General features: G+C 52.7%; 18 protein-coding genes. 7 read left to right on the top strand and 11 right to left on the bottom strand.

Going from position 1 to position 20,945, the window contains the following annotated elements; translation table 11 throughout:
• The first annotated feature begins 59 nt into the window (after positions 1 to 59).
• Positions 60 to 485, top strand: a complete 426-nt coding sequence (locus ACFMKP_RS21815; protein ID WP_382295062.1) for a BlaI/MecI/CopY family transcriptional regulator — start codon at positions 60 to 62, stop codon at positions 483 to 485.
• Between the two features lie 111 nt (positions 486 to 596).
• On the opposite strand, the gene rimO is transcribed toward ACFMKP_RS21815, so the two are convergent.
• A complete protein-coding gene (rimO, locus tag ACFMKP_RS21810; RefSeq protein ID WP_382295060.1) occupies positions 597 to 2,006 on the bottom strand; it encodes a 30S ribosomal protein S12 methylthiotransferase RimO in 1,410 nt (469 codons plus the stop codon).
• Between the two features lie 105 nt (positions 2,007 to 2,111).
• Between rimO and ACFMKP_RS21805 the strand changes: the two genes are divergently transcribed.
• Positions 2,112 to 2,663, top strand: coding sequence for a GNAT family N-acetyltransferase (locus ACFMKP_RS21805; protein WP_382295058.1), 552 nt, complete (start codon positions 2,112 to 2,114; stop codon positions 2,661 to 2,663).
• Here the strand turns inward: ACFMKP_RS21805 and ACFMKP_RS21800 are convergent.
• Both ACFMKP_RS21800 and ACFMKP_RS21795 read right to left on the bottom strand, forming a co-directional pair.
• On the bottom strand, positions 2,658 to 3,284 hold the full coding sequence (locus ACFMKP_RS21800; RefSeq protein ID WP_382295056.1) for an MBL fold metallo-hydrolase: 627 nt from the start codon (positions 3,282 to 3,284) through the stop codon (positions 2,658 to 2,660). The genes ACFMKP_RS21805 and ACFMKP_RS21800 overlap by 6 nt on opposite strands.
• A 102-nt stretch (positions 3,285 to 3,386) precedes the next feature.
• Entirely contained in the window at positions 3,387 to 3,971 is a 585-nt protein-coding gene (locus tag ACFMKP_RS21795; RefSeq protein WP_382295054.1) for an MBL fold metallo-hydrolase, read from the bottom strand.
• Positions 3,972 to 4,196: 225 nt separating this feature from the next.
• On the opposite strand from ACFMKP_RS21795, the gene ACFMKP_RS21790 reads away from it, so the two are divergent.
• Positions 4,197 to 5,288, top strand: coding sequence for a 6-phosphofructokinase (locus ACFMKP_RS21790; protein ID WP_382295052.1), 1,092 nt, complete (start codon positions 4,197 to 4,199; stop codon positions 5,286 to 5,288).
• Positions 5,289 to 5,444: 156 nt separating this feature from the next.
• Here ACFMKP_RS21790 and ACFMKP_RS21785 read toward each other — a convergent pair whose 3' ends face one another.
• The 6 genes from ACFMKP_RS21785 to ACFMKP_RS21760 all read right to left on the bottom strand — a co-directional run bounded on the left by ACFMKP_RS21785 (position 5,445) and on the right by ACFMKP_RS21760 (position 11,816).
• Positions 5,445 to 6,407, bottom strand: a complete 963-nt coding sequence (locus tag ACFMKP_RS21785; protein WP_382295050.1) for a GDP-mannose 4,6-dehydratase — start codon at positions 6,405 to 6,407, stop codon at positions 5,445 to 5,447.
• The gene (locus ACFMKP_RS21780) at positions 6,407 to 7,378 is read right to left on the bottom strand and encodes a type I phosphomannose isomerase catalytic subunit (RefSeq protein WP_382295048.1); all 972 of its coding nucleotides are present in this window, start codon (positions 7,376 to 7,378) and stop codon (positions 6,407 to 6,409) included. The genes ACFMKP_RS21785 and ACFMKP_RS21780 overlap by 1 nt, the downstream gene beginning before the upstream one ends.
• Before the next feature lie 75 nt (positions 7,379 to 7,453).
• Positions 7,454 to 8,539 (bottom strand): hypothetical protein, encoded by a 1,086-nt coding sequence (locus ACFMKP_RS21775; protein ID WP_382295046.1) that lies wholly within the window; start codon positions 8,537 to 8,539, stop codon positions 7,454 to 7,456.
• Between the two features lie 17 nt (positions 8,540 to 8,556).
• On the bottom strand, positions 8,557 to 9,060 hold the full coding sequence (locus ACFMKP_RS21770; RefSeq protein WP_382295044.1) for a cyclic nucleotide-binding domain-containing protein: 504 nt from the start codon (positions 9,058 to 9,060) through the stop codon (positions 8,557 to 8,559).
• 475 nt (positions 9,061 to 9,535) lie between these two features.
• Entirely contained in the window at positions 9,536 to 10,576 is a 1,041-nt protein-coding gene (locus ACFMKP_RS21765; RefSeq protein ID WP_382295042.1) for an ABC transporter ATP-binding protein, read from the bottom strand.
• Between the two features lie 7 nt (positions 10,577 to 10,583).
• Positions 10,584 to 11,816 carry a hypothetical protein gene (locus ACFMKP_RS21760; RefSeq protein WP_382295040.1) on the bottom strand — a complete coding sequence of 411 codons (1,233 nt, stop codon included), beginning with the start codon at positions 11,814 to 11,816 and terminating at the stop codon, positions 10,584 to 10,586.
• A 350-nt stretch (positions 11,817 to 12,166) separates the two neighbouring features.
• Between ACFMKP_RS21760 and purL the strand changes: the two genes are divergently transcribed.
• From purL to purQ, 4 genes are all read left to right on the top strand, one after another.
• Positions 12,167 to 15,046 (top strand): phosphoribosylformylglycinamidine synthase subunit PurL, encoded by a 2,880-nt coding sequence (gene purL, locus ACFMKP_RS21755; RefSeq protein ID WP_382295038.1) that lies wholly within the window; start codon positions 12,167 to 12,169, stop codon positions 15,044 to 15,046.
• 66 nt (positions 15,047 to 15,112) lie between these two features.
• Positions 15,113 to 15,946: a DUF1444 family protein gene (locus tag ACFMKP_RS21750; RefSeq protein ID WP_204753855.1), complete on the top strand. Its 834-nt coding sequence runs from the start codon at positions 15,113 to 15,115 to the stop codon at positions 15,944 to 15,946.
• Between the two features lie 15 nt (positions 15,947 to 15,961).
• Positions 15,962 to 16,678 carry a hypothetical protein gene (locus ACFMKP_RS21745; RefSeq protein WP_382295036.1) on the top strand — a complete coding sequence of 239 codons (717 nt, stop codon included), beginning with the start codon at positions 15,962 to 15,964 and terminating at the stop codon, positions 16,676 to 16,678.
• Positions 16,679 to 16,749: 71 nt separating this feature from the next.
• On the top strand, positions 16,750 to 17,520 hold the full coding sequence (gene purQ, locus ACFMKP_RS21740) for a phosphoribosylformylglycinamidine synthase I (protein WP_382295034.1): 771 nt from the start codon (positions 16,750 to 16,752) through the stop codon (positions 17,518 to 17,520).
• Between the two features lie 56 nt (positions 17,521 to 17,576).
• Here the strand turns inward: purQ and ACFMKP_RS21735 are convergent, their stop codons facing one another.
• Both ACFMKP_RS21735 and ACFMKP_RS21730 read right to left on the bottom strand, forming a co-directional pair.
• On the bottom strand, positions 17,577 to 19,154 hold the full coding sequence (locus ACFMKP_RS21735) for an ankyrin repeat domain-containing protein (protein ID WP_382295032.1): 1,578 nt from the start codon (positions 19,152 to 19,154) through the stop codon (positions 17,577 to 17,579).
• 273 nt (positions 19,155 to 19,427) lie between these two features.
• On the bottom strand, positions 19,428 to 20,864 hold the full coding sequence (locus ACFMKP_RS21730) for an aspartate kinase (protein WP_382295030.1): 1,437 nt from the start codon (positions 20,862 to 20,864) through the stop codon (positions 19,428 to 19,430).
• Between the last annotated feature and the right edge of the window lie 81 nt (positions 20,865 to 20,945).

The following is a 20,945-nucleotide window of genomic DNA, read 5'->3' as shown; positions in this document are numbered from 1 at the left end:
CACTCAAAGCAGCTAAGAACAACCCGTTGCACCACATCTCGATAGAAAATAAGGAGCCGATGATGAGTTTGAAAATGCGCTTTCGTTTCAGCCCAACCCAAGATGGCTTGGTCAAGGTGCTTGGCCCGTTGGAAACCGAAATTATGGAATTGTTATGGAAAGAAAATCAAGGCACAGTTAAGCAAATTCATCGTTCGTTGCAACATCGCCGCGATATTGCCTACACCACGGTAATGACCACAATGAGCCGCTTGGCCGAAAAAGGCATTTTGCACCGCACCCGCGATGGCTTGGCCTATGTCTATAGCCCTGAATTGAGCCAAGATGAGTTTGTGCAAATGGTTGTGCAACAAGTGCTCGATGGCTTGCTCGATGATTATCCAGATATGACCCTGAGCTATGTCGTTGATTATTTGGCTCGCAACGACCCAACCCAACTCAAGCAACTCAGCCGCGATGCTCAAAATCGCTATGCACGGGTCTAAATTCCCTCATCCCAACCCCTCTCCCACCTTGGGAGAGGGGCTTTTTTGCCTCAACTGGCTCCCCCCTCGCCTCGCTCGGCGGGAGAGGGGGTTGGGGGGTGAGGGAACGCCCTAGACGATTTCGCCCCACAGGTCGTAATCGGTGGCTTTGTTGATTGCGACATTGGCAAATTGGCCAACTTCGGCAGCGCCATAGCCAAACACCAAGCCATCAACTTCGGGCGCATCGCGATACGAACGCCCAACCACAATCTCGCGTCCATCGTCATCGGTGCCAGTGCCTTCGACCAAAACTTTCATGGTTTGGCCAACAAAGCGAGCTGTGCGCGCCCGTGAGATCACTTGCTGCACTGCCATGGCTTCGTTCCAGCGTCGTTCTTTGACGCGCTCGGCAACTTGGTCGGGCAATTCGCCTGCAACCGTGCCTGGCTCCAACGAGTAGCGGAACATACCCACGCGGTCGAATTGCATTTCTTCGAGAAATTCGAGCAAGGCTTTGAATTCGTCGCGGGTTTCGCCTGGATAGCCCACGATAAACGTAGTGCGCAACGACAAATCGGGCATGGCTTGGCGCAACGAATGCACAATCGCCTTGGTTTTGTCGGTATCTGGTGGGCGGCGCATACGGCGCAAGGTATCTGGGTGAGCGTGCTGCAACGGCATATCAACGTAGTGGCACAATTGCGGCAGCCGCGCCATGGTTTCCACCAAATCAGGCGTAACCGATTGGGGATAGGCATACATCAGCCGAATCCAGCGATCGGCGGGCACAACGCTGGCCAATTCTTCGAGCAAAACCCCAAGCCCATTTTGTTTCATGCCCAAATCGCGGCCATAATCGGTCAGGTGTTGGGCAACCAAGATAATTTCTTGCACCCCAGCCTCGACCAACTCGCGGGCTTCGCCTAAAATCGAGCCAACTGCTTTCGAGCGCATATCGCCTTTGAACGAAGGAATGGTACAGAAGGCACAGCGCAAATTACAGCCATCGGAAATTTTGAGATAGGCCGAGGGGCCGCGTTTGTTACGTTTGATTGCGGTCGTGCGCCAATCGCCATACGCGCCAAGGCTATCGCCAGTCGATGAAGGCGTGAGGCTCAGATTCAGCCCAGTTGTGGGGATTGCAGTTGGTGCGCCGCCCATCAAGGGAATGCCAAAGCCGGTGGTTTTGCTTGGCGCGGCGCCACTAGCCACAACCGAGCCAATCCGCATCCATTCTTTGGTGCTGAGGGTGGCATCGAGCATGGGCACGCGCGAACGCAGCACATCGCCATGGCTTTCGGCCATACAGCCAGCAGCAATTAATTTTTGGCCTGGTGCTTTGTTGTTGGCCAACTCTTGCAACACGCCAACGGTTTCTTCGCGGGCGGCGTTGATAAACGAACAGGTATTGACGATTACAACATCAGCACCAGCGCTGCTATCAACGGCGGTGTGGCCTTCGCGCGTCAGAATGCCATGCATGCCTTCGCTATCGACGGTATTTTTCGGACAACCTAAAGTAATGATATGAAACTTCATGTGTTGTATAAACTCGATGAGGCACAGCCTCGTTGATAAATAGTTAAGATCGATGTGTCTATTGTACCAGCAAGTTTCAGTCAAATACGCAGAATCGGAGGCTTTATGCCCGAATTACGCTTGCGGCCACTGAATTGGCCCCACGATCAAGCAGCGATTTGTACGCTGGACACAGGGTTTAGCACCACGACAATCTATCATGTGCAGCAAACTGTATTAAGCATTGATTTGGTTTTGCGCGAATTAGCCCAACCATTTGAAAAACGCTATGATCTGCGCGAAGATTGCGAGCGTTTGGCGCAACACGCTTGGGTGTTGCTGGCCGAGGATCAAGGCAACGTGGTTGGTTTGGCGGCGCTGGATTATCAGCAGTGGAATCGGCGGGCAGTGCTTGAGCATTGTTATGTTGCTCGGGGCTATCGCGGGCAAGGCTTAGGCCGACAATTGCTCACGGCAGCGATTAAAGCAGCGCGGCAATTATCGGCTCGTTGTGTCTGGCTCGAAACTCAAACGACCAATCCAGCAGCAATTAAGTTTTACCGAACAGTCGGGTTCCGTTGGTGTGGCATTGATTTGCAATTGTATGATCCTGCAACACTTGATCCACGTGAGATTGCCTTATTTTTCAGCTACGATCTCACGGAGATTGGGCTATGATGGGTCGTCGGGGCAAAGTTTGACCTGTTGGCTGACGTAAATTAGTGGGCGCATCGGGCCATGGCCTGGGTATATCCATTCAACGCCACGCTCGCGCAAGGCCTGAAAACTCTGCTCGACCAAGGCTTGGTTTTCATCATCGGCGGCGTAGGGTTGTAAATCACCAGTGAAGGCAATGCCCTGATCGAGCACCAAACTAATGCTATCGGCAGAATGGCCAGGCGTGTGGATAATCTCGCCAGCCATCGCCAGCGAGGCCAACCATTCGCGGCTTTCGGCAGTGGTAATCACGCGGGTATTATCGGGAGTAATTGGCTGAAAATTCTGCTCGGGCTTGATCAAGCTTTTGAGCAAGGGAATCGCTGGTTGCTGTTCTGCGACAACAATCAGTTCAATTCCTTTGGCTTTGAGTTCTTGCACCAAGCCCGCGTGGTCGGGATGATAGTGGGTGATCAACATTGAATGAATTTGATCCAAATCAACATCATTGCGTTTGAGCACTGCCATCAATTTGCCCCATGTGCCAGGCCAGCCAGCATCGATCAGCAAAAAGCCAAAGGTCGAGCCAACCAAATAATAATTGGTTGAATCGTAGCCAACATTGAGAATTCCAAACGGCATTGCTTGCCTCCATACATTATTTGGATCTAGATTAACTCAAGGATTAGCTGATTAACTCGGCCATCGGGCTTATTTGCGATCGTTCATTTGGTGCAAATTGGTTTAAAACAACGGACGACAGCCGCCATGGCCCGGATAGACCAAGGTTACGCCGCGTTTTTGCAATTCCTGCCAGCTTTGTTCAATCAGGGCTGGGTCTTCTGTATGGCTGGCATAGGGATGCAAATCACCGATAAAAGCGATGCCATTATCCAAAATTAAGCTGACGCTATCATCGGAATGGCCAGGCGTGAGGATAATTTCGCCAGCGATGCCAATTGAAGCTAGCCATTGACGAGTTGCCTCAACCCGTAGCACGAGCGTTTGATCAAAGGTAATTTCTTGGTACTGGTAGTGTGGCTTGATATAGGTTTTGAGAATCGGAATCGCCGAACGTTGCGGTTCGATCACCACCAATTGCACGCCGTGGGCCTTCAGTTCCTGCACTAAACCAGCGTGATCAGGGTGATAATGGGTGACCAGCACATAGCGAATTGTCGTTAATGCGATAGCTTGGCGTTTGAGTTGGACAAGTAATTTGGCCAAAGTTCCAGGCCAACCAACATCGAGCATTAAAAAACCGTCAGTCGCTCCAATTAGGTAATAATTGGTTTCATCGTAGCCAACGTTGATAATCGTGGATGTCATAGTTGAATGTTCCGCTCTAGTAAGGTTACTCACCACACTCACGTCCCCATGGTAGCGCATCCAAACGCTTGTGCTGACAGTCGCAAGATTGATTTAATCGGTAACTAAACCATAACCATGGGTCGTATGAATATTCCTTGCCAGAGCGAACCTGATAGTGCTAGGATAGCCATAATTAATCGTGTTTGATTTGAATGTAGATATAGATAGTTAAGGAGTTGAGCCATGGCGATTCGTAAAGTTGCAATTTTGACTAGTGGTGGCGATGCCCCCGGCTTAAACGGAGTTATTCGGGCTTTTGTAAAATCGGCAGTTATTGAACATGGCTGGGAAGTAGTTGGCATTGAAGATGGCTTTGAGGGATTAGTTGGCAAGCCACGCCTGCGGCCTTTGGGATTGAAAGAAGTTCGTGGCCTGCTTGGGCGCGGCGGCACCATTTTGGGCAGCACCAATAAGGGCAATTTTGGCTGGCGTAAAAATGGCCAAGGCGAGTTGGTGCGCAACGATGCAGCGTATCAAGAATTTGTGGCCAATGCCAAAGCCGAAGGGATTGATGCAGTCGTCGTGTTGGGTGGCGAAGGCAGCCAATCGATTGCCCACGATTTGGGCAATTTTGGCTTGCCTGTGGTTGGCGTGCCCAAAACCATCGATAACGATTTGGTTGGCACCGACCAAACTTTCGGCTTCGATACCGCAATTGGGGTTGCGACCGATGCCTTAGATCGCTTGCACACGACCGCCGAAAGCCATGACCGCGTGATGGTGCTGGAAGTGATGGGTCGCCACGCAGGCTGGATCGCCTTGCACGCTGGCTTGGCAGGCGGGGTTGATGCAATTTTAATTCCTGAAATTCCGTTTGATTTGCGGGCCTTGGCCCACAAAATTAACGAACGTGATGCGGTTGGTTCGTCATTTAGCATCATTATTGTGGCCGAAGGCGCAATGCCAGCAGGTGGCGAGGCGATTTACCAACGCGAAGGCTTGCTTGGCGGGATTGGCTATTATGTTGCCAACCAATTAGCAGCATTAACCGACAAAGATACGCGGGCAGTGGTGTTGGGCCATATTCAACGTGGCGGCTCGCCTACGCCAATCGACCGCATTTTGGCCTCGCGCTATGGCGTTGGCGCGGTTTGGGCCATCTCGCAAGGTCGCTTTGGTCAATTGGTCGCCATCCAAAACGATCAATTGATTACGGTGCCATTGCTGGAATGTGCCAACAAAATTAAGCCAGTGCCAGTTGATGGTCAAATGGTGCGCACTGCCCGCTCGTTGGGCGTTGTTTTTGGCGATGAAGAACAACGAATTAATAAATAAATCTTGCAGAGATCCCCTCACCCCCCAGCCCCCTCTCCCACTGAACGCGGGCGAGGGGGAGCCGACCATGTTTCTCCAAGGAATTGTGGGAGAACCAGCGCGTTAAAGCCCCTCGCCCGCGCCACGGGAGAGGGGTTGGGGTGAGGGCAGCTTAATTTACAAAATTCCGTAGCGGGCGCGCCAAAAATCCAACACTTCTTGGACAATTTGCTCCATGCCGATTTGTGGCTCCCAGCCAGTGGCTTGGCGCAGTTTGCTGTTATCGCCCTGCAAAATTGGCTCATCGACAGGCCGCAAACGACTTGGATCGAGCCTGACTTCGATTGGCACGCGGCCAAAGCGCTGTACCAAATCAACAATGTCGCTGATGCGCGTCGCTACGCCCGAACAAAGATTATAAACCTCGCCAGCTGGTGCTTTTTCGAGCAGCAACCACAAGGCCCGCGCCACATCGCTAAAATGGCTAAAATCGCGCTGTGGCTCCAAATTGCCAACGTGCATCACAGGCTCGCTATGGCATGCCTCGATGGCCGCCATCTGCTGGCAAAAAGTCTGAATCGAGCAGCGATCGCCTTGGCGTGGCCCAACGTGATTGAACGAGCGCGTAACCACGACATGCAAGCCATACGATTGATGATATTGCAAGCCCAGCATTTCGGCAGCGGCTTTGCTCACGCCATAGGGGCTGCCTGGGCGCAACGGGTGGCTCTCTTTAATTGGCACATCAGCAGGATTAACGATGCCATATTGGGCGCTGGTGCAGGCAATATGCAAACGAGCTTGCGGAGCGTTGGTGCGCAAGGCCTCTAAAATGTTCAACGTGCCTTCGGTGTTGGCGCGCAAGGTGGTGACTGGCGCATCCCACGAAGCACTGGGGTAACTTTGCGCCGCAAGGTGAAACACGCGATCTGGCTGAACGCGACGCATCAAAGTTGCCATCGAGAAGCTATCTTCAATATCACCTTCGTGCAACGTCACTTTGCCTTGCAAATGCGCAATTGGCCGTGGATCGGAGCGCCAACGCTTGAGCGCATGAATTTCAAGCTCGGGCAAGGTTAATAAATAATCGGCCAGAAAACTACCAACTGGCCCAGTAATGCCAGTAATTAAAACACGCATCAGAGTTCCTCAGTAGGGACGTAACAGCGCAGCAAGGTCACTGAGTTGGCGACTTCGTAGGTGTATGCGCCCAAGCTTGCTGGCAAAACCAAGGTTGTGCCCAGCGTTAGCTCCCAAACGCCGTGGAATGAGCGCAAGGTGGCCGAGCCATCGATCACGGTGATAATTTCAAAGCTGGTTGGCAGGGTTGCCGAATCGGCCCGACCATGCAATTGCCAACGCTCCATGGCAAAGTAGCGGCATTTAACCAACAGGGTGCGGCGTGAATCAAGCTGGGTTGGCGGGGTTTCAGCAGGCTCAGCAGCCCGATAATCCAGCACATCAAGTGCCCGTTCGATGTGCATTTCCCGTGGCCGACCATAATCGTAAATCCGATAGGTCAGATCGGAAGTTTGCTGAATTTCAAACAGCATCACGCCAGCATTAATTGCGTGAATCGTACCAGCAGGCACAAAAATCGTGGTTCCAGCGTGGGCTGGCACGGAGCGCAATAGTTCGGGCAAGCGCTCAGCTTCAATCAATTCGCTGCATTCTTCGCGGCTGGTTGCACGCTTAAAGCCATGAATTAATTGAGCGTTGACTTCGGTTTGTAGCAAATACCAGGCTTCGGTTTTGCCGTTGAAGCCAGTCGCGGCCTCGACTGTGTGCGCATACGCATCGTCGGGATGCACTTGCACCGACAGATGATCGGCGGCATCGATAAATTTAGCCAATAGCGGAAACTGGCTGCCTGAGCGCTCAAATGAGACGCTGCCAAGCAACAATGCGCCGTATTGTTCGGCTACAGCGGCCAAGGTTTGGCCTTGTAGTGGGCCATCAGCGATGCGATTTTCGGCATAGACCAGCCAAATTTCGCCAAGTGGGCTTGGGGCAGCGGGCAAATTCAGCCATTGAGCCAAACGATTGCCGCCCCAAACACGGCTATCGTAGCGGGCTTCAAGTTGGAGGGGTGGTAAAGTTTTGGCTTCCATAGTTAATACTTCTTCGCGATCGCAACGACGCTGAGGATCACCCCAGCGCCGCTCCTGAGATCAATCGTGATAACGCTAGCGATGAATAAAACTTGTCCAAGTGCGATATTCGCGGCCTTCAAAGGTTGCAACAATTTCAACCGGAATCGTGCCAATTGGCAGATCGCGCACATGGAACACAAAACTGGCAGTTCCATCAAGCCCGGTTGTATGGCCAGTGCCTGGAATTCGTTCGTTGCCAATATAGCGGTAGATATTGACAAACGCTGGGTGCGCAGCCTCGCCATTGACAATCAAGCGCACACAAATAACTTCATCTTCTGGCGGGCTGACCACGGGCAACGTCGCCCAAGCTTGAATGCCTTCGACTGGTGCTGGCACATTGATATGGCAAGGCCGATCGGGGAATGGCACATTGATCGGAATTGGCAAAACCGCCGTTGGTATTGCGGTTGATTGAATTGGCTCTGGGGTAGGCGTGATTGGCACAACTGGCGTAGCGGTTGGCCGTGGTGGTTGCTCGCGATTACGATATTCGATCCCAACCAAACCCAAAACAATCAAGTTGCTTTGGTGCAATTCCATGCGCCCGCGCTCAAACCATTGAAACGAAATAGGATTACCCGCCGGATCGCGCCCAACCAAAAGTGGGCTAATTGGCAAGCCAAAAATTTCGAGGCTGGTTGCACCTGGGGTTGTGCCGACCGTTTCCCATTTGGTGCGAAATGGCTCACACACATTAAAGCCAGTGCGCTCGAAATAGCGACAACCAGTGCGTGCCGTTTCCCGTTCATTGCGCACCAGATACAGCTCTGCACCTAAGCGGCCAAGCTCGACTTCGAATTGGCGCGAGTGCTCAGGATGATATTCAAAGCGTGCCCGCTCAAAATATTGCGCCGTAAAAATGCCATTGCTGGTTGTTTCGCGAATTTCAGCAGTAATTGGATAGCCGAATTGACTCAGACCGCCGTTGGTCTCCCAATAGCGCCGAAATGCCCCGTTGATACAAAAGCTGGTTGTTGAAAAACAGAGCGGTTGTTCAACTGCAGGCGGATTATCATCTTCGGGATTTTGGGCGGCAACTGGCTGCCAGCGCCAATTTGCCACACTGATACAGATGATCATCAAGCCTAGACCAAAGGCGAGCCGCCAACGGTGCATACGTCAATCCCCCTCAACTATGGTTGGCTTGTTTGGACACTTAATGTTGTCAGGCGGGCGCGTAAAGCCAGCATTGCCGCTAAATTGCGCATCAAACGATAGCCAAAAATTGGATCGTGCTCACAATGATTCAGTATTGCAGCTTGCGAGATGCAAATCACCCGCACGCCTGCATCACCTGCTTGGAGGCGGGCCGAACGCACCCCGCCATCAACCAGCGCCAATTCGCCGGCAATTTCATCGGCAAACAAAGTTGCCAATTTGCGCTCTGGCCCTTCCGACCCAATCGTTTTAGGGTCGAGCCACACTTCCAAATGGCCCCGAATTACCACATACAGATCATTTTCGCTGGCTTGTTGTGCCGAAAGCACAACCGCAGGGTCGAATTGCTGAATCTGGGCGTGATTGGCCAAAAAATCGAGATCAGCGGGCCGCATTTGTTCAAATAACGGAACATCGGCCAAGCGCTGGGCGATTTCGGCTGGGGTTGGTTGCTCAGCTGAATCAGAGGGCAGTGCCATACGGCCTCCAAACTAGGTTCATGCCTGTATTCTAGCGGTTCTTGCAGCGATCAGCAACATTGCGCCAATTTTGGCGTACAATGCTGAATAGCGCATTGGTCATCCCTCCAAATCGTCAACAACTATGTTAATATCCCCGTACTGCCGATTTTGGTGGGACTCTGGAACTATATCATGCGGCACGATTATGGCATAGTCTGTGCTTTATAGCTAGCCATACACACAATTGAATTTAAAGAGACACAGTACAAACAACTAAAAATAGGAGGTCACAGGGTGCACTGTCCTCATTGTAACGCACCCTGTCGCTACATAGGTGAGCAACGGGGCGCAGAAAAATATAGTCGTGGCCGGAAGATGTTGTTGTGGACGTGTGTTGCCTGTGGTTCAACATTAAGCCAATTGGTGGATGAGGATACTCCGATTCCAGCAGTTGGCACGCTTTCCTCGCAGCAACAAACCAAAACAACCGTCGTTAGTGGTCGCTCTGCACGAGACTAAGTTGCTGGGCATCAAATGTTAGGTCGAGCGTTTGGCCTTGGCTCAATTGATAGCTGCTTGGGAGATCAAGCTGGAGCAATCCATGCTGATAGCGCCAAGCGATTCGTTGATAATTGCCACGGAAACTCTGCTCGACTACACTGCCCTGAAAACTTGGATTTGCTGGTGTGGCGATTTGGGCTGCTTCAGGCCGAATCAACAGATAAGCGGCATTGGTTTGCGAGCTTTTAATTTGGAATGGGCCTAAATTGGTTTCTACTGCTTGCAATTCAGGGCTGAGGCTGGTTTGCTGCTCAATTGGCAACAAATTGGTTAGGCTCAGAAAACGGGCAACAAAGGCTGTTTTGGGTTGCTGATAGATCGCTTGGGGCGTGGCAAGTTGGATAATCTGACCTGCATTCATCACCGCCAAGCGATCAGCAACTACAAAGGCCTCATTCTGATCATGGGTGACGTAGATCGCCGTAACTTCAGCTGCCTTGATAATTTGGCGCAATTCCTCGGTTAAGCGTTCGCGTAAGGTTCGATCCAACGAGCCCAAGGGTTCATCGAGCATTAATAATTGTGGGCTGGGCGCTAACGAGCGGGCCAAGGCTACCCGCTGACGCTCGCCACCAGATAATTCCTGCACTGACCGCTGTTGATAGCCCACCAAACCCACTAATTCCAACATTTCGGCCAGCCGTTGTTGGCGCTGGGTTTTGGCCATGCCTTCCATGCGCAAGCCAAATTCAATATTCTCGCCTACATTGCGATGCGGAAAGAGCGCCCAATCTTGAAACATCAGGCCAAAATTGCGCCGATGGATTGGAATTGGGTTGAGCGGCTGGCCATGCAACAACAACTGGCCTTGATCCGCAGATTCAAGGCCAGCAATAATCCGTAAGAGGGTTGATTTACCACAACCGCTGGGGCCAAGCAAAGCCAGAATTTCACCCCGATTGAGCGTTAGGTCAATATCACGTAAGACAAGTGTTTGTTCAAATTGCTTACGAATACCTTGCATATGCAACATAGTTTATTTATCCGCGACTGCGTTGAGTAAGGCCAATGCCAAGCAGCAGTATAGCAAGAATCGCCGCACCAAGCCACCAAGTGTTTGGCGAATTTGGGCTAGTGCTGGTATCGGGCAAGACGGCGGGAATAACCGTTGGCGTGGCGGTGCTACCGCTGCCTTGTTCTGGGGTAAGTGTGGCAATCGCCTCAATCGTGGCGGTGCTGCTAATTGCAATCGTGGGGGTTGTAATTACCACTTCGGTGGCGCTCACCACGCTGGTCGCCGTTGCTTGATTAATTGCGGTGGCGGCTGGGGTTGGGCGTGGTGTGCGCGTCGGCGTTGCGGTAGCAGGCCCAGCAATAATCCGAATTGGCACATCGTCGGCAGCAGGCGCAAGATTATTGCCGAAGCTATCGCCAGCACCGACGACCCGTGCGCTGTTGGTGGTTTGCTCAATGCCTTTGAGCGCCGTAAAAACAGTCGTGATTGAGATAAATTCGTTGGGTGGTAGGCGAACTGGGCGCGGCGGTGTAAGCAGATTAGCCCATGTCAATTTGCCTGGCTCAATCGTATCGGGCATTGGCTCCGAGGCGATAAATCGCAATGCAGTTGGATCAAAGGTATCTTCCAATGGCAAGCTTACCACATCCACGAGGCCAGCATTTTGCACCCGAATGGTGAAAGTGATACGTTGGCCAGCTTGGGGCAACACGCCTGCATCGAGGGTTTTTTCGAGTGGCGTATTGCCGCCAACTGCTTCATTATCGTGTTCGGCCTCGCCATCGCCCACCAAATTGCCTAATGAATCGTAGGCATCGTGGGTTGCAGCGTGGTTGACCACCCGTGGCGAGGGGTGTTCGGCAGTAAAGCGCACCAAAATCACCACTTGCTCGCCTGGCGCGAGCGGCCCTGTCGTTGCCAGAATATTATCCCAATTGATCACGCCAGTGCTGGCGTTGTGGCTATCTTCTGCTGGCGTAGCGTTGATATAGGCCAAAACCGAGCGATCGTAGGTATCGACGACTGGCAAGGTGATGACGGTGGTATGCCAGTTATTGGTGATGGTAATTGCAAAGGTCAGGGTTTCGCCAACCATCACCACATTGCTCGATTTGAGCAAGGTTTTTTCAACTCGTAAGCCATTGCTTTGGGCAGCAGCAGGCCGAATTGAATGGCCAAAGAACAAAACTCCGACTACCAACAGAAAAAGTGCGGTCGTAACGGCCAACAATAATCCAAACATGCGCGAACGAAGCATCGGTTTGCTCCTTGGCGAGAATTAAAAAGTGGTTAAATACTACCATAGAACGTATCAAGCGTTGTAGGGGTGAGGGGATTGATTCACGAAGGACGGAAACCACGAAGGACGCGAAGAGCGCGAAGGTTAAGTTTTTTCGCCACAGCCAGATCCCCTCACCCCAATCCCTCGCCCGCGTTCAGGGGGAGAGGGGCTGGGGTGAGGGAATGCCACGTATTGCTAATCCAATGTACCATTACATCTCTGTTCTCTGTTCTATGCTCTCTGTTCTATGTTCTGCTTTTTGACATTCATCCGTGAGACGGGTAGAATCGCGATAGCCTACGAGTTCACTCGAACAGGAGTCAATTGTGTCCGCATATTTGGTCACTGTTTGCCCACGCGAGGCCGACAACCACGAACGGCTGTACCTTCTCGCTGGCGATCTTTCCTCAGAAGATGTCCAACGCCTGACCCTCGAATTATTGCATGATCCCGTTGCTCATACTGCTACTTGGCAAGCGCTCGACGCTGAGCTTGCTGCGCCTAAAGCTGGAGCATTGGTGGAGATTGCCTTTCGCCCAGGCGTGACCGATAACGAAGCTGAGACGATTTTAGTTGGCGCGCGCCATATTGGGATTAATGGCTTGAAACAGGCCAAAACCCTGCGCCGCGTCTATGTGTCCGATGTGCAAGACGAAGCTGTTTTGCGTCAATACGCTGGTGAACATCTTTTAAATGATTTGATTGAAACTGCTTATATAACGCTTGAAGCTCGTAGCGCTGAACGCTTGCAGTTTTATCAACACTTATTGCAACTTCCTGCTCCGCACACGCCCACGATCACCCGCGTGGCCTTGCGTGGAGTCAGCGATAGCGAACTCGAACGGATTAGCCGTGAAGGTATTTTGGCCTTGAGTTTGTCCGAAATGCAGGCAGTTCGCGATTATTTTGAAGATTTGGGCCGCGACCCAACCGATGGTGAGCTTGAAACCCTGGCCCAAACGTGGTCAGAACACTGCCGCCACAAAACCTTCCGCGCCACGATCAGCTATCAACAAACTGGCTCGGATGGCGCGATTGACCCAGCCCTACACCCTGCGTTGGCCGAACTCAACGCCGCCAACGGCGCGACGATCAATGGCTTGCTTAACCATTATTTGCGCAGCGCCACCGATGCAGTCAGCAATGCAGCCTTGCTCTCGGCATTTGTCGATAATGCAGGCATCGTCGCCTTCGACGAGAATTATGAAATTTCCTTCAAGGTCGAAACCCACAATCACCCTTCAGCGCTTGAGCCATTTGGCGGCGCAAATACTGGGGTTGGCGGGGTTGTACGCGACGTGTTGGGGGTTTCTGCCAAGCCAATCGCCGTGACCGATGTGCTTTGTTTTGGCTACCCCGATTTGCCTGAAAGCGAGCTTTCGCAAGGTGTGTTGCACCCACGACGGATTCGCGAAGGCGTGGTGGCTGGCGTGCGCGATTATGGCAACAAACTTGGTATCCCGAATGTCAACGGGGCAGTTTGGTATGATCATGGCTATACCGCCAATCCATTAGTCTTCTGTGGCACGCTGGGCATTGCGCCACGCGGCAGCCACCCACGCGGTGTTCAGCCTGGCGATGCAATTGTCGTAATCGGCGGGCGCACTGGCCGCGATGGCATTCACGGCGCAACCTTCTCGTCGGTAGAATTGACCCACGACACCGCCGAAACCGTTGGCGCTGCGGTGCAAATTGGCGACCCTGTAACCGAAAAAACCGTGATCGATGTCTTGTTGCAAGCCCGCGATTTGGGCTTGTACAGCGCAATTACCGATTGTGGCGCGGGCGGGCTTTCGTCGGCGGTTGGTGAAATGGGCGAAGAAACTGGCGCAGTTGTTGAATTGCGCGATGTGCCGCTTAAATATGCTGGCCTGCAACCTTGGGAAATTTGGATCTCCGAAGCCCAAGAGCGCATGGTTGTCTCCGTGCCGCCGCAGAACGTCCAAACCTTGCTTGACCTTTGCCGCGGCGAAGATGTTGAAGCCACCGTTATCGGCCACTTTACCGCCGACGGCGTGCTGACCGTCAAACACAACCAACTAACCGTGGTTGAGCTTGATATGGCGTTTTTGCACAGCGGCGGGGTGCAGTTTAAGCTGAATGCTGCTTGGCAGCCAGCAGCAGCACCAGCAGCAACGCCAGCCAATGTTGATCACAATGACTTGCTCAAGGCAACCTTGGGCCAGCCAATTGTGGCCAGCAACGAAAATATTGTGCGCACCTACGACCACGAAGTGCAAGCAGCAACGGTACTCAAGCCCTTGGTTGGCGTAGATGAAGATGGCCCAGGCGATGCAGGGGTTTTGCAACCATTGGTCGATTCACGCCGTGGCGTGGTGCTTGGCTGTGGCCTAAATCCACTGTATGGCAAAATCGATCCCTATTGGATGGCCTTGGCGGCGGTTGATGAAGCCTTGCGCAACATCGTGGCTGCTGGCGGCGACCCAGAACAAACCTGGATTTTGGATAACTTCTGCTGGGGCGATCCCAAATTACCTGACCGTTTGGCGGGCTTGGTGCGGGCTTCAGCTGGTTGTCACGATGCAGCCTTGGCCTATCGCACGCCCTTCATTTCGGGCAAAGATTCGCTGAACAACGAATATCGCGATGCAGAAGGCAAACGGGTGGCGATTCCACCAACCTTACTGATTTCGGCCATGGCCTTGGTTCCCGATGTCTTGCAAACGATCTCGATGGATGCCAAAGCCGCTGGCAATGCGATCTATCTGGTTGGTTTGACCCACGACGAACGTGGTGGCGCGGTCAGCAGCTTGGTTGGCGGCATTGATAATGGCGCTGTGCCCAAAGTCAATTTGGCTACCGCCCCAAGCGTGCATAAAGCGGTGCATGCGGCAATTCGCGCCAACAGTGTGCGCGCCTGTCACGACTTGAGCGAAGGCGGCTTGGCGGTTGCTGCTGCCGAAATGGCCTTTGCTGGTGGTTTTGGCTTGAGCTTAGAATTAAGCGCCGTACCAACATCAACAGCCTTAAGCGCTGATGCCTTGTTGTGGAGCGAATCAGCGACCCGTTTCTTGCTCGAAGTTGCGCCAGAGCAAGCAGCCAATTTTGAAGCCCAACTCGGCACGATTGCCTATGCCAAAATTGGCCACGTGCTGGCTGAACCACGCTTGATCATCAACGATCTTGCTGGTCAAGCACTGATCGACAGCGATTTGGCAGCACTCAAAGCTGCATGGCAAGCGTAATGTTTCAAAGGCTTAGCGTTTTGGGCGCTAGGCCTTTGGCTTTTAACCTACAATAAGGACAAGGCTATGGAAGAACGGCCACTTTTAGATCAAGAAGAATTTGGCGATGTTGTCGAGGAACGCCTCGAGCAACTTGGCGGCATCGAAGAACTAAGCCGCGAAGGCATGGAAATTCGCTTTCGCTGGCATGGCCGGGCGGTTGTTTCGGAGCTAGAACATTTTTACAATGCCTATCGCCGCTCGCCAGCCCAACTCGAATCAATTTTGCAATCGCTTGAAGCAGCGGTGCGTTCGTTCGCACCCGATCGCGGCCAAGAACTTTGGGATGAACTCGAAGATCGGATTTACCCAATGATCAAGCCAGCCACGATGTTGCTGGAAGTTGCCGAGCGCAATTTGCCCCAACTAGTGTATCGCCCGTTTTTGGCCGATTTGATCATTTGCTATGTGATCGACGAGCCAGAGAGCGTGGCCTACATCAACGAGGAACATCTCAAAACCTGGGGTGTACTCGAAACGACAATCTACACCAAAGCCGTCGATAACCTGCGCATCAAAACCCTCAAGCCTGGTATGGCTCAAGTGGTGGGCGAGGGCAATCAGATGCTGTTTATCTATTCGACCAGCGATGGCTATGATGCTTCGCGGATTTTGCTGACTGATGTTCTGAACGAATGGGCCGATTTGCTGCCTGGTAATTTGGTGCTGGGGATTCCCAACCGCGATTTTCTGATTGGATTTAGCGATGCCAACGCCGAAATTTTGCAGCGAATTGCCATGCAAATTGCCCAAGATGCCTATAAACTCGATTATGGCCTGAGCGATCAGCTTTGGACGGTCAAACAAGGCCAAATTTTAATTTACGAGTACGATTGGTCATCGAGCGAACGTAAAAATTAGTGCGAGGTTTGGTGCATGGCAACAATCTTCATTGGAATTACGGTCATTTGTTATGCCGTCGCGATGTTATTGTGGCTGCGCTTTCGCTCATACCGCTATTTGCTGGTGTTGATTGCAGGCCATTGCACCATTCTAGCCGAGCCGATTTTACAACGTTTCTATAGCTTGACTTACCCTGCTGAGGTGGCGGCGCTGAGCGTTTTTGGCAATTCTGTACCAATTTATAGCCTGCTTGCCGCCAGTTGGATTGGCGGGTTGCCGGTGTTGTTGATGTATTTTGGCCAACAGCAACATTGGTGGACGCGCCATTATATGACTGGGTTGGTGGCCTATATTGCGCTGGTGCTGTATCACATCATCGTGCAGGGCTTGGCAGCACGCACTGGTTTATGGCGGTATAGCCAAAGTGTCGGAGCGTGGGGCATTAATTTCTATCTATTGATGGCGATTCTTGCAGGCCTAAGCTCATTATTATTGTTCTATGCCATGGTTGCCACCCGCTACTATGCGGCAGAAATTGCCGTGCCAACTTTATTGGCGGCCACGGTGCTCTCGCCGTTGGTTTGCTTTGGGGTGCTGGGCGCACCATTTTGGCTGCCACGGCTGATTGATAGTAGCAGCAACTTTACCAAGCCAGCCTTAGTGGTGATTGCAGGCTTGGTGCTGTGGGTGGTGCATTTGGCCAGCGCTGGCATCCATGCTTCACGCCAACACCATGTGATTGAACGCTAGCAGAACAAAGAACATAGAGCATAGAACATAAACATTTGAATAATCGACCTTCACGATAAGGAACTCTGATTATGACAAAGGTATTGGTGCTGCGCGCACCGGGGATTAACTGCGATGCCGAGGCCGCCGAAGCCCTCGAATTAGCGGGAGCTACAGCCGAGCGGGTTCACGTTAATCGCTTGGCCGAGGGCAGCGTTCAATTGGCCGATTATGGCATGTTGCTAATTCCTGGCGGCTTTGCTTATGGCGATCATCTGGGCGCTGGGCGCATGCTGGCGGTCGATTTGATCTACCGCTTGCGCGAGGATTTGAGCCGCTTTGTGGCTGATGGGCGGCCAGTGCTAGGCATTTGCAACGGCTTTCAGGTGTTGGTCAAAACTGGCCTCTTACCAAGCGATACGGTTGGCCAAGCAACCTTGATCGATAATGCCAGCGGCAATTATGAATGTCGCTGGATCAAACTCGGCCTCAATAGTGCCAGCCCGTGTATCTTTACCCAAGGCTTGAGTGGCACGCTCGATTTGCCAGTTGGCCATGGCGAAGGTCGTTTTCTGACCGATCAAGCCACCTTTGAAAAACTCCAAGCCAACAACCAAATTGTGGTGCAATATCTTGATCAAGCAGGCCAGCCAACCATGGACTATCCGGCCAATCCCAATGGCGCGTTGCATGGCATTGCGGGCATTTGTAACCCTGCGGGCAACGTGTTTGGCTTGATGCCACACCCAGACCGCGCCTTTTTGCCCCAACATCACCCGCAATGGCGACGACGCGGCCTCGATAAAGAAGGCCCAGGCATGGCGATTTTCCGCAATGGCGTGCGGGCAATGGCCTTGGTTTAATTCACCATGGCGCAATAGCAAACATCTATTGCGCCATATTTAGCTTCAATTAAATTTTAGAGCGTAGCCACTTGGCTGCGCGGCGAGCCACCCCAATTATCTAATGCATCAATATCCGCCCCGCTGGCAACCAGCATGCGCGCTGCCGCCGCTTGCTCGTGCCAGAGCGCCAAGGTCAGCGGCGTGCCACCATCAGAGCCACGCGGCTCCAAACCCGCTCCCTGCTCAATCAGATATTCAATGACCGCCAATTGCCCAGCTTTACTGGCCCAATGCAGAGCGGTGTAGCCCCACTGATCGCGCTGGTGTAATGCATGGCGAGCAGCTTCAACCAATGATTTAACCTGCGCAAGATCGCCCATGCCTGCCGCTAGCCAAAGGTCGGGCTTAATTCCATGCGCCAGCAAAAGCTCAACAACAGCCGCATGCTCGCGCTCAACTGCCAGCCGCAATGGCGTGCGGCCATAGCGATTGGGTGTATTGCCAGCTTCAGAATTCTGCTTCAGCAAAGATTCTAAAAGATCGACGCGCCCAAGCATGGCAGCACTCAATGCATCAGGCGTTGCCCCATGATTCAACAAAATCTCGGCAGTTGAATTGTGACCATAGGCAAGCGCAAGTTGCAGCGCCGTCTGATTACGGTTGGTTTGAGCCGCAACATCAGCACCACGGGCCAAGAAGAGTGCGACAGCAGCTTCATTGCCATTCCATGCTGCCAAATGCAAGCCAGTATGTCCAGCTTGATCAGCAACATAAACTTGACTAGCATCATTCGCGAGCAAATCGCGCAAGGCTGAAACATCGCCAAGCAAACTAGCAGCCAAGATTGGTGCAACATTGCTATCGGCCAACAAGCGGGCTGCTAGCTCAGGTGTTGCTTGTTGTTTGCGGGTTCCAGCAGCGTGGGCCGCCAAATATAATGCTGGGCGACCATGTGCATCCAAATTATTTGGATCAGCGCGCTGTTCTAGCAGCAGCTCAGCCATAGCCAAATTGCCGCGATCAGCGGCGACGTGCAAGGGTGTGGCTGCTGGTGGATGGGTCTGGTTGCCACTAGTACGGGCGTTGACTAAGGTTGGGTCGTTTTTGAGCAGCGTTGCGGCCTGTTCATGCAGATCAAGCATAATCGCTGAGAAAATATCGACCGTTGCCCCTTGCGCAATCAGAAAATTGGCCAAATCGCGATGATTGCCCCATTGATGACCAGGGCGGCGAATGCAACTAGCAGCCAAGTGGAGCGGAGTCTGATTCGCAGCATCAACAGCGTTGATCTCAGCGCCATGTTCAAGTAAGGTGCTAATAATGTCGGGCTGCGTGACCCAGCGCACCATCGCATGCAGCGGAGTCGCGCCATAGAGATCGCGGGCATTTGGGTCAGCTCCCAACTCAAGTAACTGCTTGACCAAACGCTGCTCGCCATTCCAAGCAGCAAGGTGCAACGGAGTTTGGCCAAGCCGCGCATTCGCATATTGCTCAGGATGGGAAGGCATGGCAGCGTCAGCAGTTGCTGGCTTAGAGGGCTTGAAACTGGTGGTTGCTAGCGCTGGCTGAGCCGCCAGAATTGCGCTAACGCTTGAGCTTTGACCTGAACGAAGGGCCTCGAAAAGCCGTGCTTCGATCGTCGAATTATCCATTGAAACTCCTTTTCTGCTCGATCCATCAATTTTGGGGAGTTCAACTATACGAGATCGCATGGCTTCCGTCAAAGGCCAGCAGTAGCCAAAACAGCCCTCCATCCATGAACGGTAGCACACGCCATAAATAATCTGCAAGATGCGCTTTGCACTTGAGCGAGCAGCTGGCAACACAGTAGACATTCAGGACGTTCATGATTTTGTGATTAAGGGAACAAAAAACCCTCGATACCCAGAAGGTATCGAGGGTCAAGACTTGCGCAGAATCGAGGTTTATTCGCAGGGTGCGCGATGTTGGGCATTGATCGTTTCGCGGTAGGTCAGGGCGTGAATTGCCCGTACCCCAGCTTTGGCGCTATCGCCAGAAACCACCAAGCTAATTGCACATTCGGACGAGCCTTGGGCAATTGCAATCACATTAATCTCGGCATCGCCGATTGCGCTAAACACCCGTTTGGCAACGCCAGTTGTGCCGCGCATGCCAGCGCCAACCGCCGTGATGATCGAAACGCCTTCTTCAAGCGCAATCGTGTCGATGTCACGCCGCTCTAATTCCACTGCCAGCTCTTGATTGAGCGAGGCAACCACCCGTTTTGCGCCGCCATCGGGAATCACAAAACAGATGCTTTGCTCAGAAGAAGCTTGCGAAATCATCAAAATACTGGCATCTTCGCGCGCCACAGCGCCAAAGGTACGGGCTGCAATGCCAGGCACGCCCAACATCCCACGCCCCGCCACGGTAATCATGGTCAGGTTGTGAATTGCCGTGACCGCCTTGATTGCGCCGACAATTGGTGCAGTTTTGCCGACAATTACCGTACCAGCATGGCTAGGATTGAAGGTATTTTTGACTCGCAAGGGAATGCCGCGCTCTACCACAGGCCGAATTGTTTTGGGGTGTAAAACCTTTGCGCCATAGTAGGCCAATTCGCTGATTTCATTGTAGGAAAGCGTGCTGATCACATGGGCATCTGGGGCAATCCGTGGGTCGGCGGTCATCACGCCATCAACATCGGTGTAGATCCAAACTTCGCTGGCTTCGAGGGCTGCGCCCAAAATCGCTGCACTCCAATCGGAGCCGCCACGGCCAAGCGTGGTTTTGACTCCAGCCAAGGTCGCGCCAATAAAACCAGTCACAACTGGCGTGATGTTTTGTTCCAAAATCGGGCCAAGGGTTGCGGTGGTGCGCTCGGTGGTTTCGGGCATCAACGGCGAGGCATCTTGATAGCGATCATCGGTCACAATCAAATCGCTTGCATCAAAATGCTGGGCTGGCACGCCTTGGTTGCGCAGCGTTGCGGCCACGATGCGGGCACTCATGCGCTCGCCTAAACCAGCAATTGCATCGAGCGTGCGCGGAGTTAATTCGCCCAAAACCCGCACGCCTTCGCACAAACGGGCACACTCAGCCAGCAAGCCATCAATTTCGGCTTGGATGGCAGCTTGTTCTGCATCGAGTAATTCGCCAATGACCGTATGATGGCGTTGGCGCAATTCTTCGTGCAAGGCAGCGACCGCCACCGCATCGCCCGTCGTTTGGGCAACGCGCACAATATTCAACAATTTATCGGTGACACCGCTGAGGGCCGACACCACCACAACAACATGATCCCATGTAGTGCGATTAGTGGTAGTGATTGCAGTTAAGCCACGAATAGCTTCGGCTGAACCGACCGACGTACCACCAAATTTCGTCACTAACAAACGCATAACATGCTCCAAATGAAAAAAAATTGAATCCATCGTGCAGGCGAGCAGCAACTCAACAACTTTTTGCCCCCAGCAATTCAG

It is taken from the genome of Herpetosiphon sp. NSE202, from assembly GCF_042688385.1.
In the GTDB taxonomy this organism is placed as follows: Bacteria; Chloroflexota; Chloroflexia; order Chloroflexales; family Herpetosiphonaceae; genus Herpetosiphon.
This window is presented reverse-complemented; position numbering and strand designations above follow the sequence as displayed.

Coding starts and splice junctions, on each gene's coding strand:
- ACFMKP_RS21800 (WP_382295056.1), bottom strand. CDS start 3,284: ATGCCGTTTGGAATTCTCAATGTTGGCTACGATTCAACCAATTATTAT.
- ACFMKP_RS21760 (WP_382295040.1), bottom strand. CDS start 11,816: ATGCTTCGTTCGCGCATGTTTGGATTATTGTTGGCCGTTACGACCGCA.
- ACFMKP_RS21770 (WP_382295044.1), bottom strand. CDS start 9,060: ATGGCACTGCCCTCTGATTCAGCTGAGCAACCAACCCCAGCCGAAATC.
- ACFMKP_RS21745 (WP_382295036.1), top strand. CDS start 15,962: ATGGCAACAATCTTCATTGGAATTACGGTCATTTGTTATGCCGTCGCG.
- ACFMKP_RS21735 (WP_382295032.1), bottom strand. CDS start 19,154: ATGGATAATTCGACGATCGAAGCACGGCTTTTCGAGGCCCTTCGTTCA.
- ACFMKP_RS21750 (WP_204753855.1), top strand. CDS start 15,113: ATGGAAGAACGGCCACTTTTAGATCAAGAAGAATTTGGCGATGTTGTC.
- ACFMKP_RS21795 (WP_382295054.1), bottom strand. CDS start 3,971: ATGACATCCACGATTATCAACGTTGGCTACGATGAAACCAATTATTAC.
- purQ (WP_382295034.1), top strand. CDS start 16,750: ATGACAAAGGTATTGGTGCTGCGCGCACCGGGGATTAACTGCGATGCC.
- ACFMKP_RS21780 (WP_382295048.1), bottom strand. CDS start 7,378: ATGGAAGCCAAAACTTTACCACCCCTCCAACTTGAAGCCCGCTACGAT.
- ACFMKP_RS21775 (WP_382295046.1), bottom strand. CDS start 8,539: ATGCACCGTTGGCGGCTCGCCTTTGGTCTAGGCTTGATGATCATCTGT.
- ACFMKP_RS21785 (WP_382295050.1), bottom strand. CDS start 6,407: ATGCGTGTTTTAATTACTGGCATTACTGGGCCAGTTGGTAGTTTTCTG.
- ACFMKP_RS21815 (WP_382295062.1), top strand. CDS start 60: ATGATGAGTTTGAAAATGCGCTTTCGTTTCAGCCCAACCCAAGATGGC.
- rimO (WP_382295060.1), bottom strand. CDS start 2,006: ATGAAGTTTCATATCATTACTTTAGGTTGTCCGAAAAATACCGTCGAT.
- ACFMKP_RS21805 (WP_382295058.1), top strand. CDS start 2,112: ATGCCCGAATTACGCTTGCGGCCACTGAATTGGCCCCACGATCAAGCA.
- ACFMKP_RS21765 (WP_382295042.1), bottom strand. CDS start 10,576: ATGTTGCATATGCAAGGTATTCGTAAGCAATTTGAACAAACACTTGTC.
- ACFMKP_RS21790 (WP_382295052.1), top strand. CDS start 4,197: ATGGCGATTCGTAAAGTTGCAATTTTGACTAGTGGTGGCGATGCCCCC.
- ACFMKP_RS21730 (WP_382295030.1), bottom strand. CDS start 20,864: ATGCGTTTGTTAGTGACGAAATTTGGTGGTACGTCGGTCGGTTCAGCC.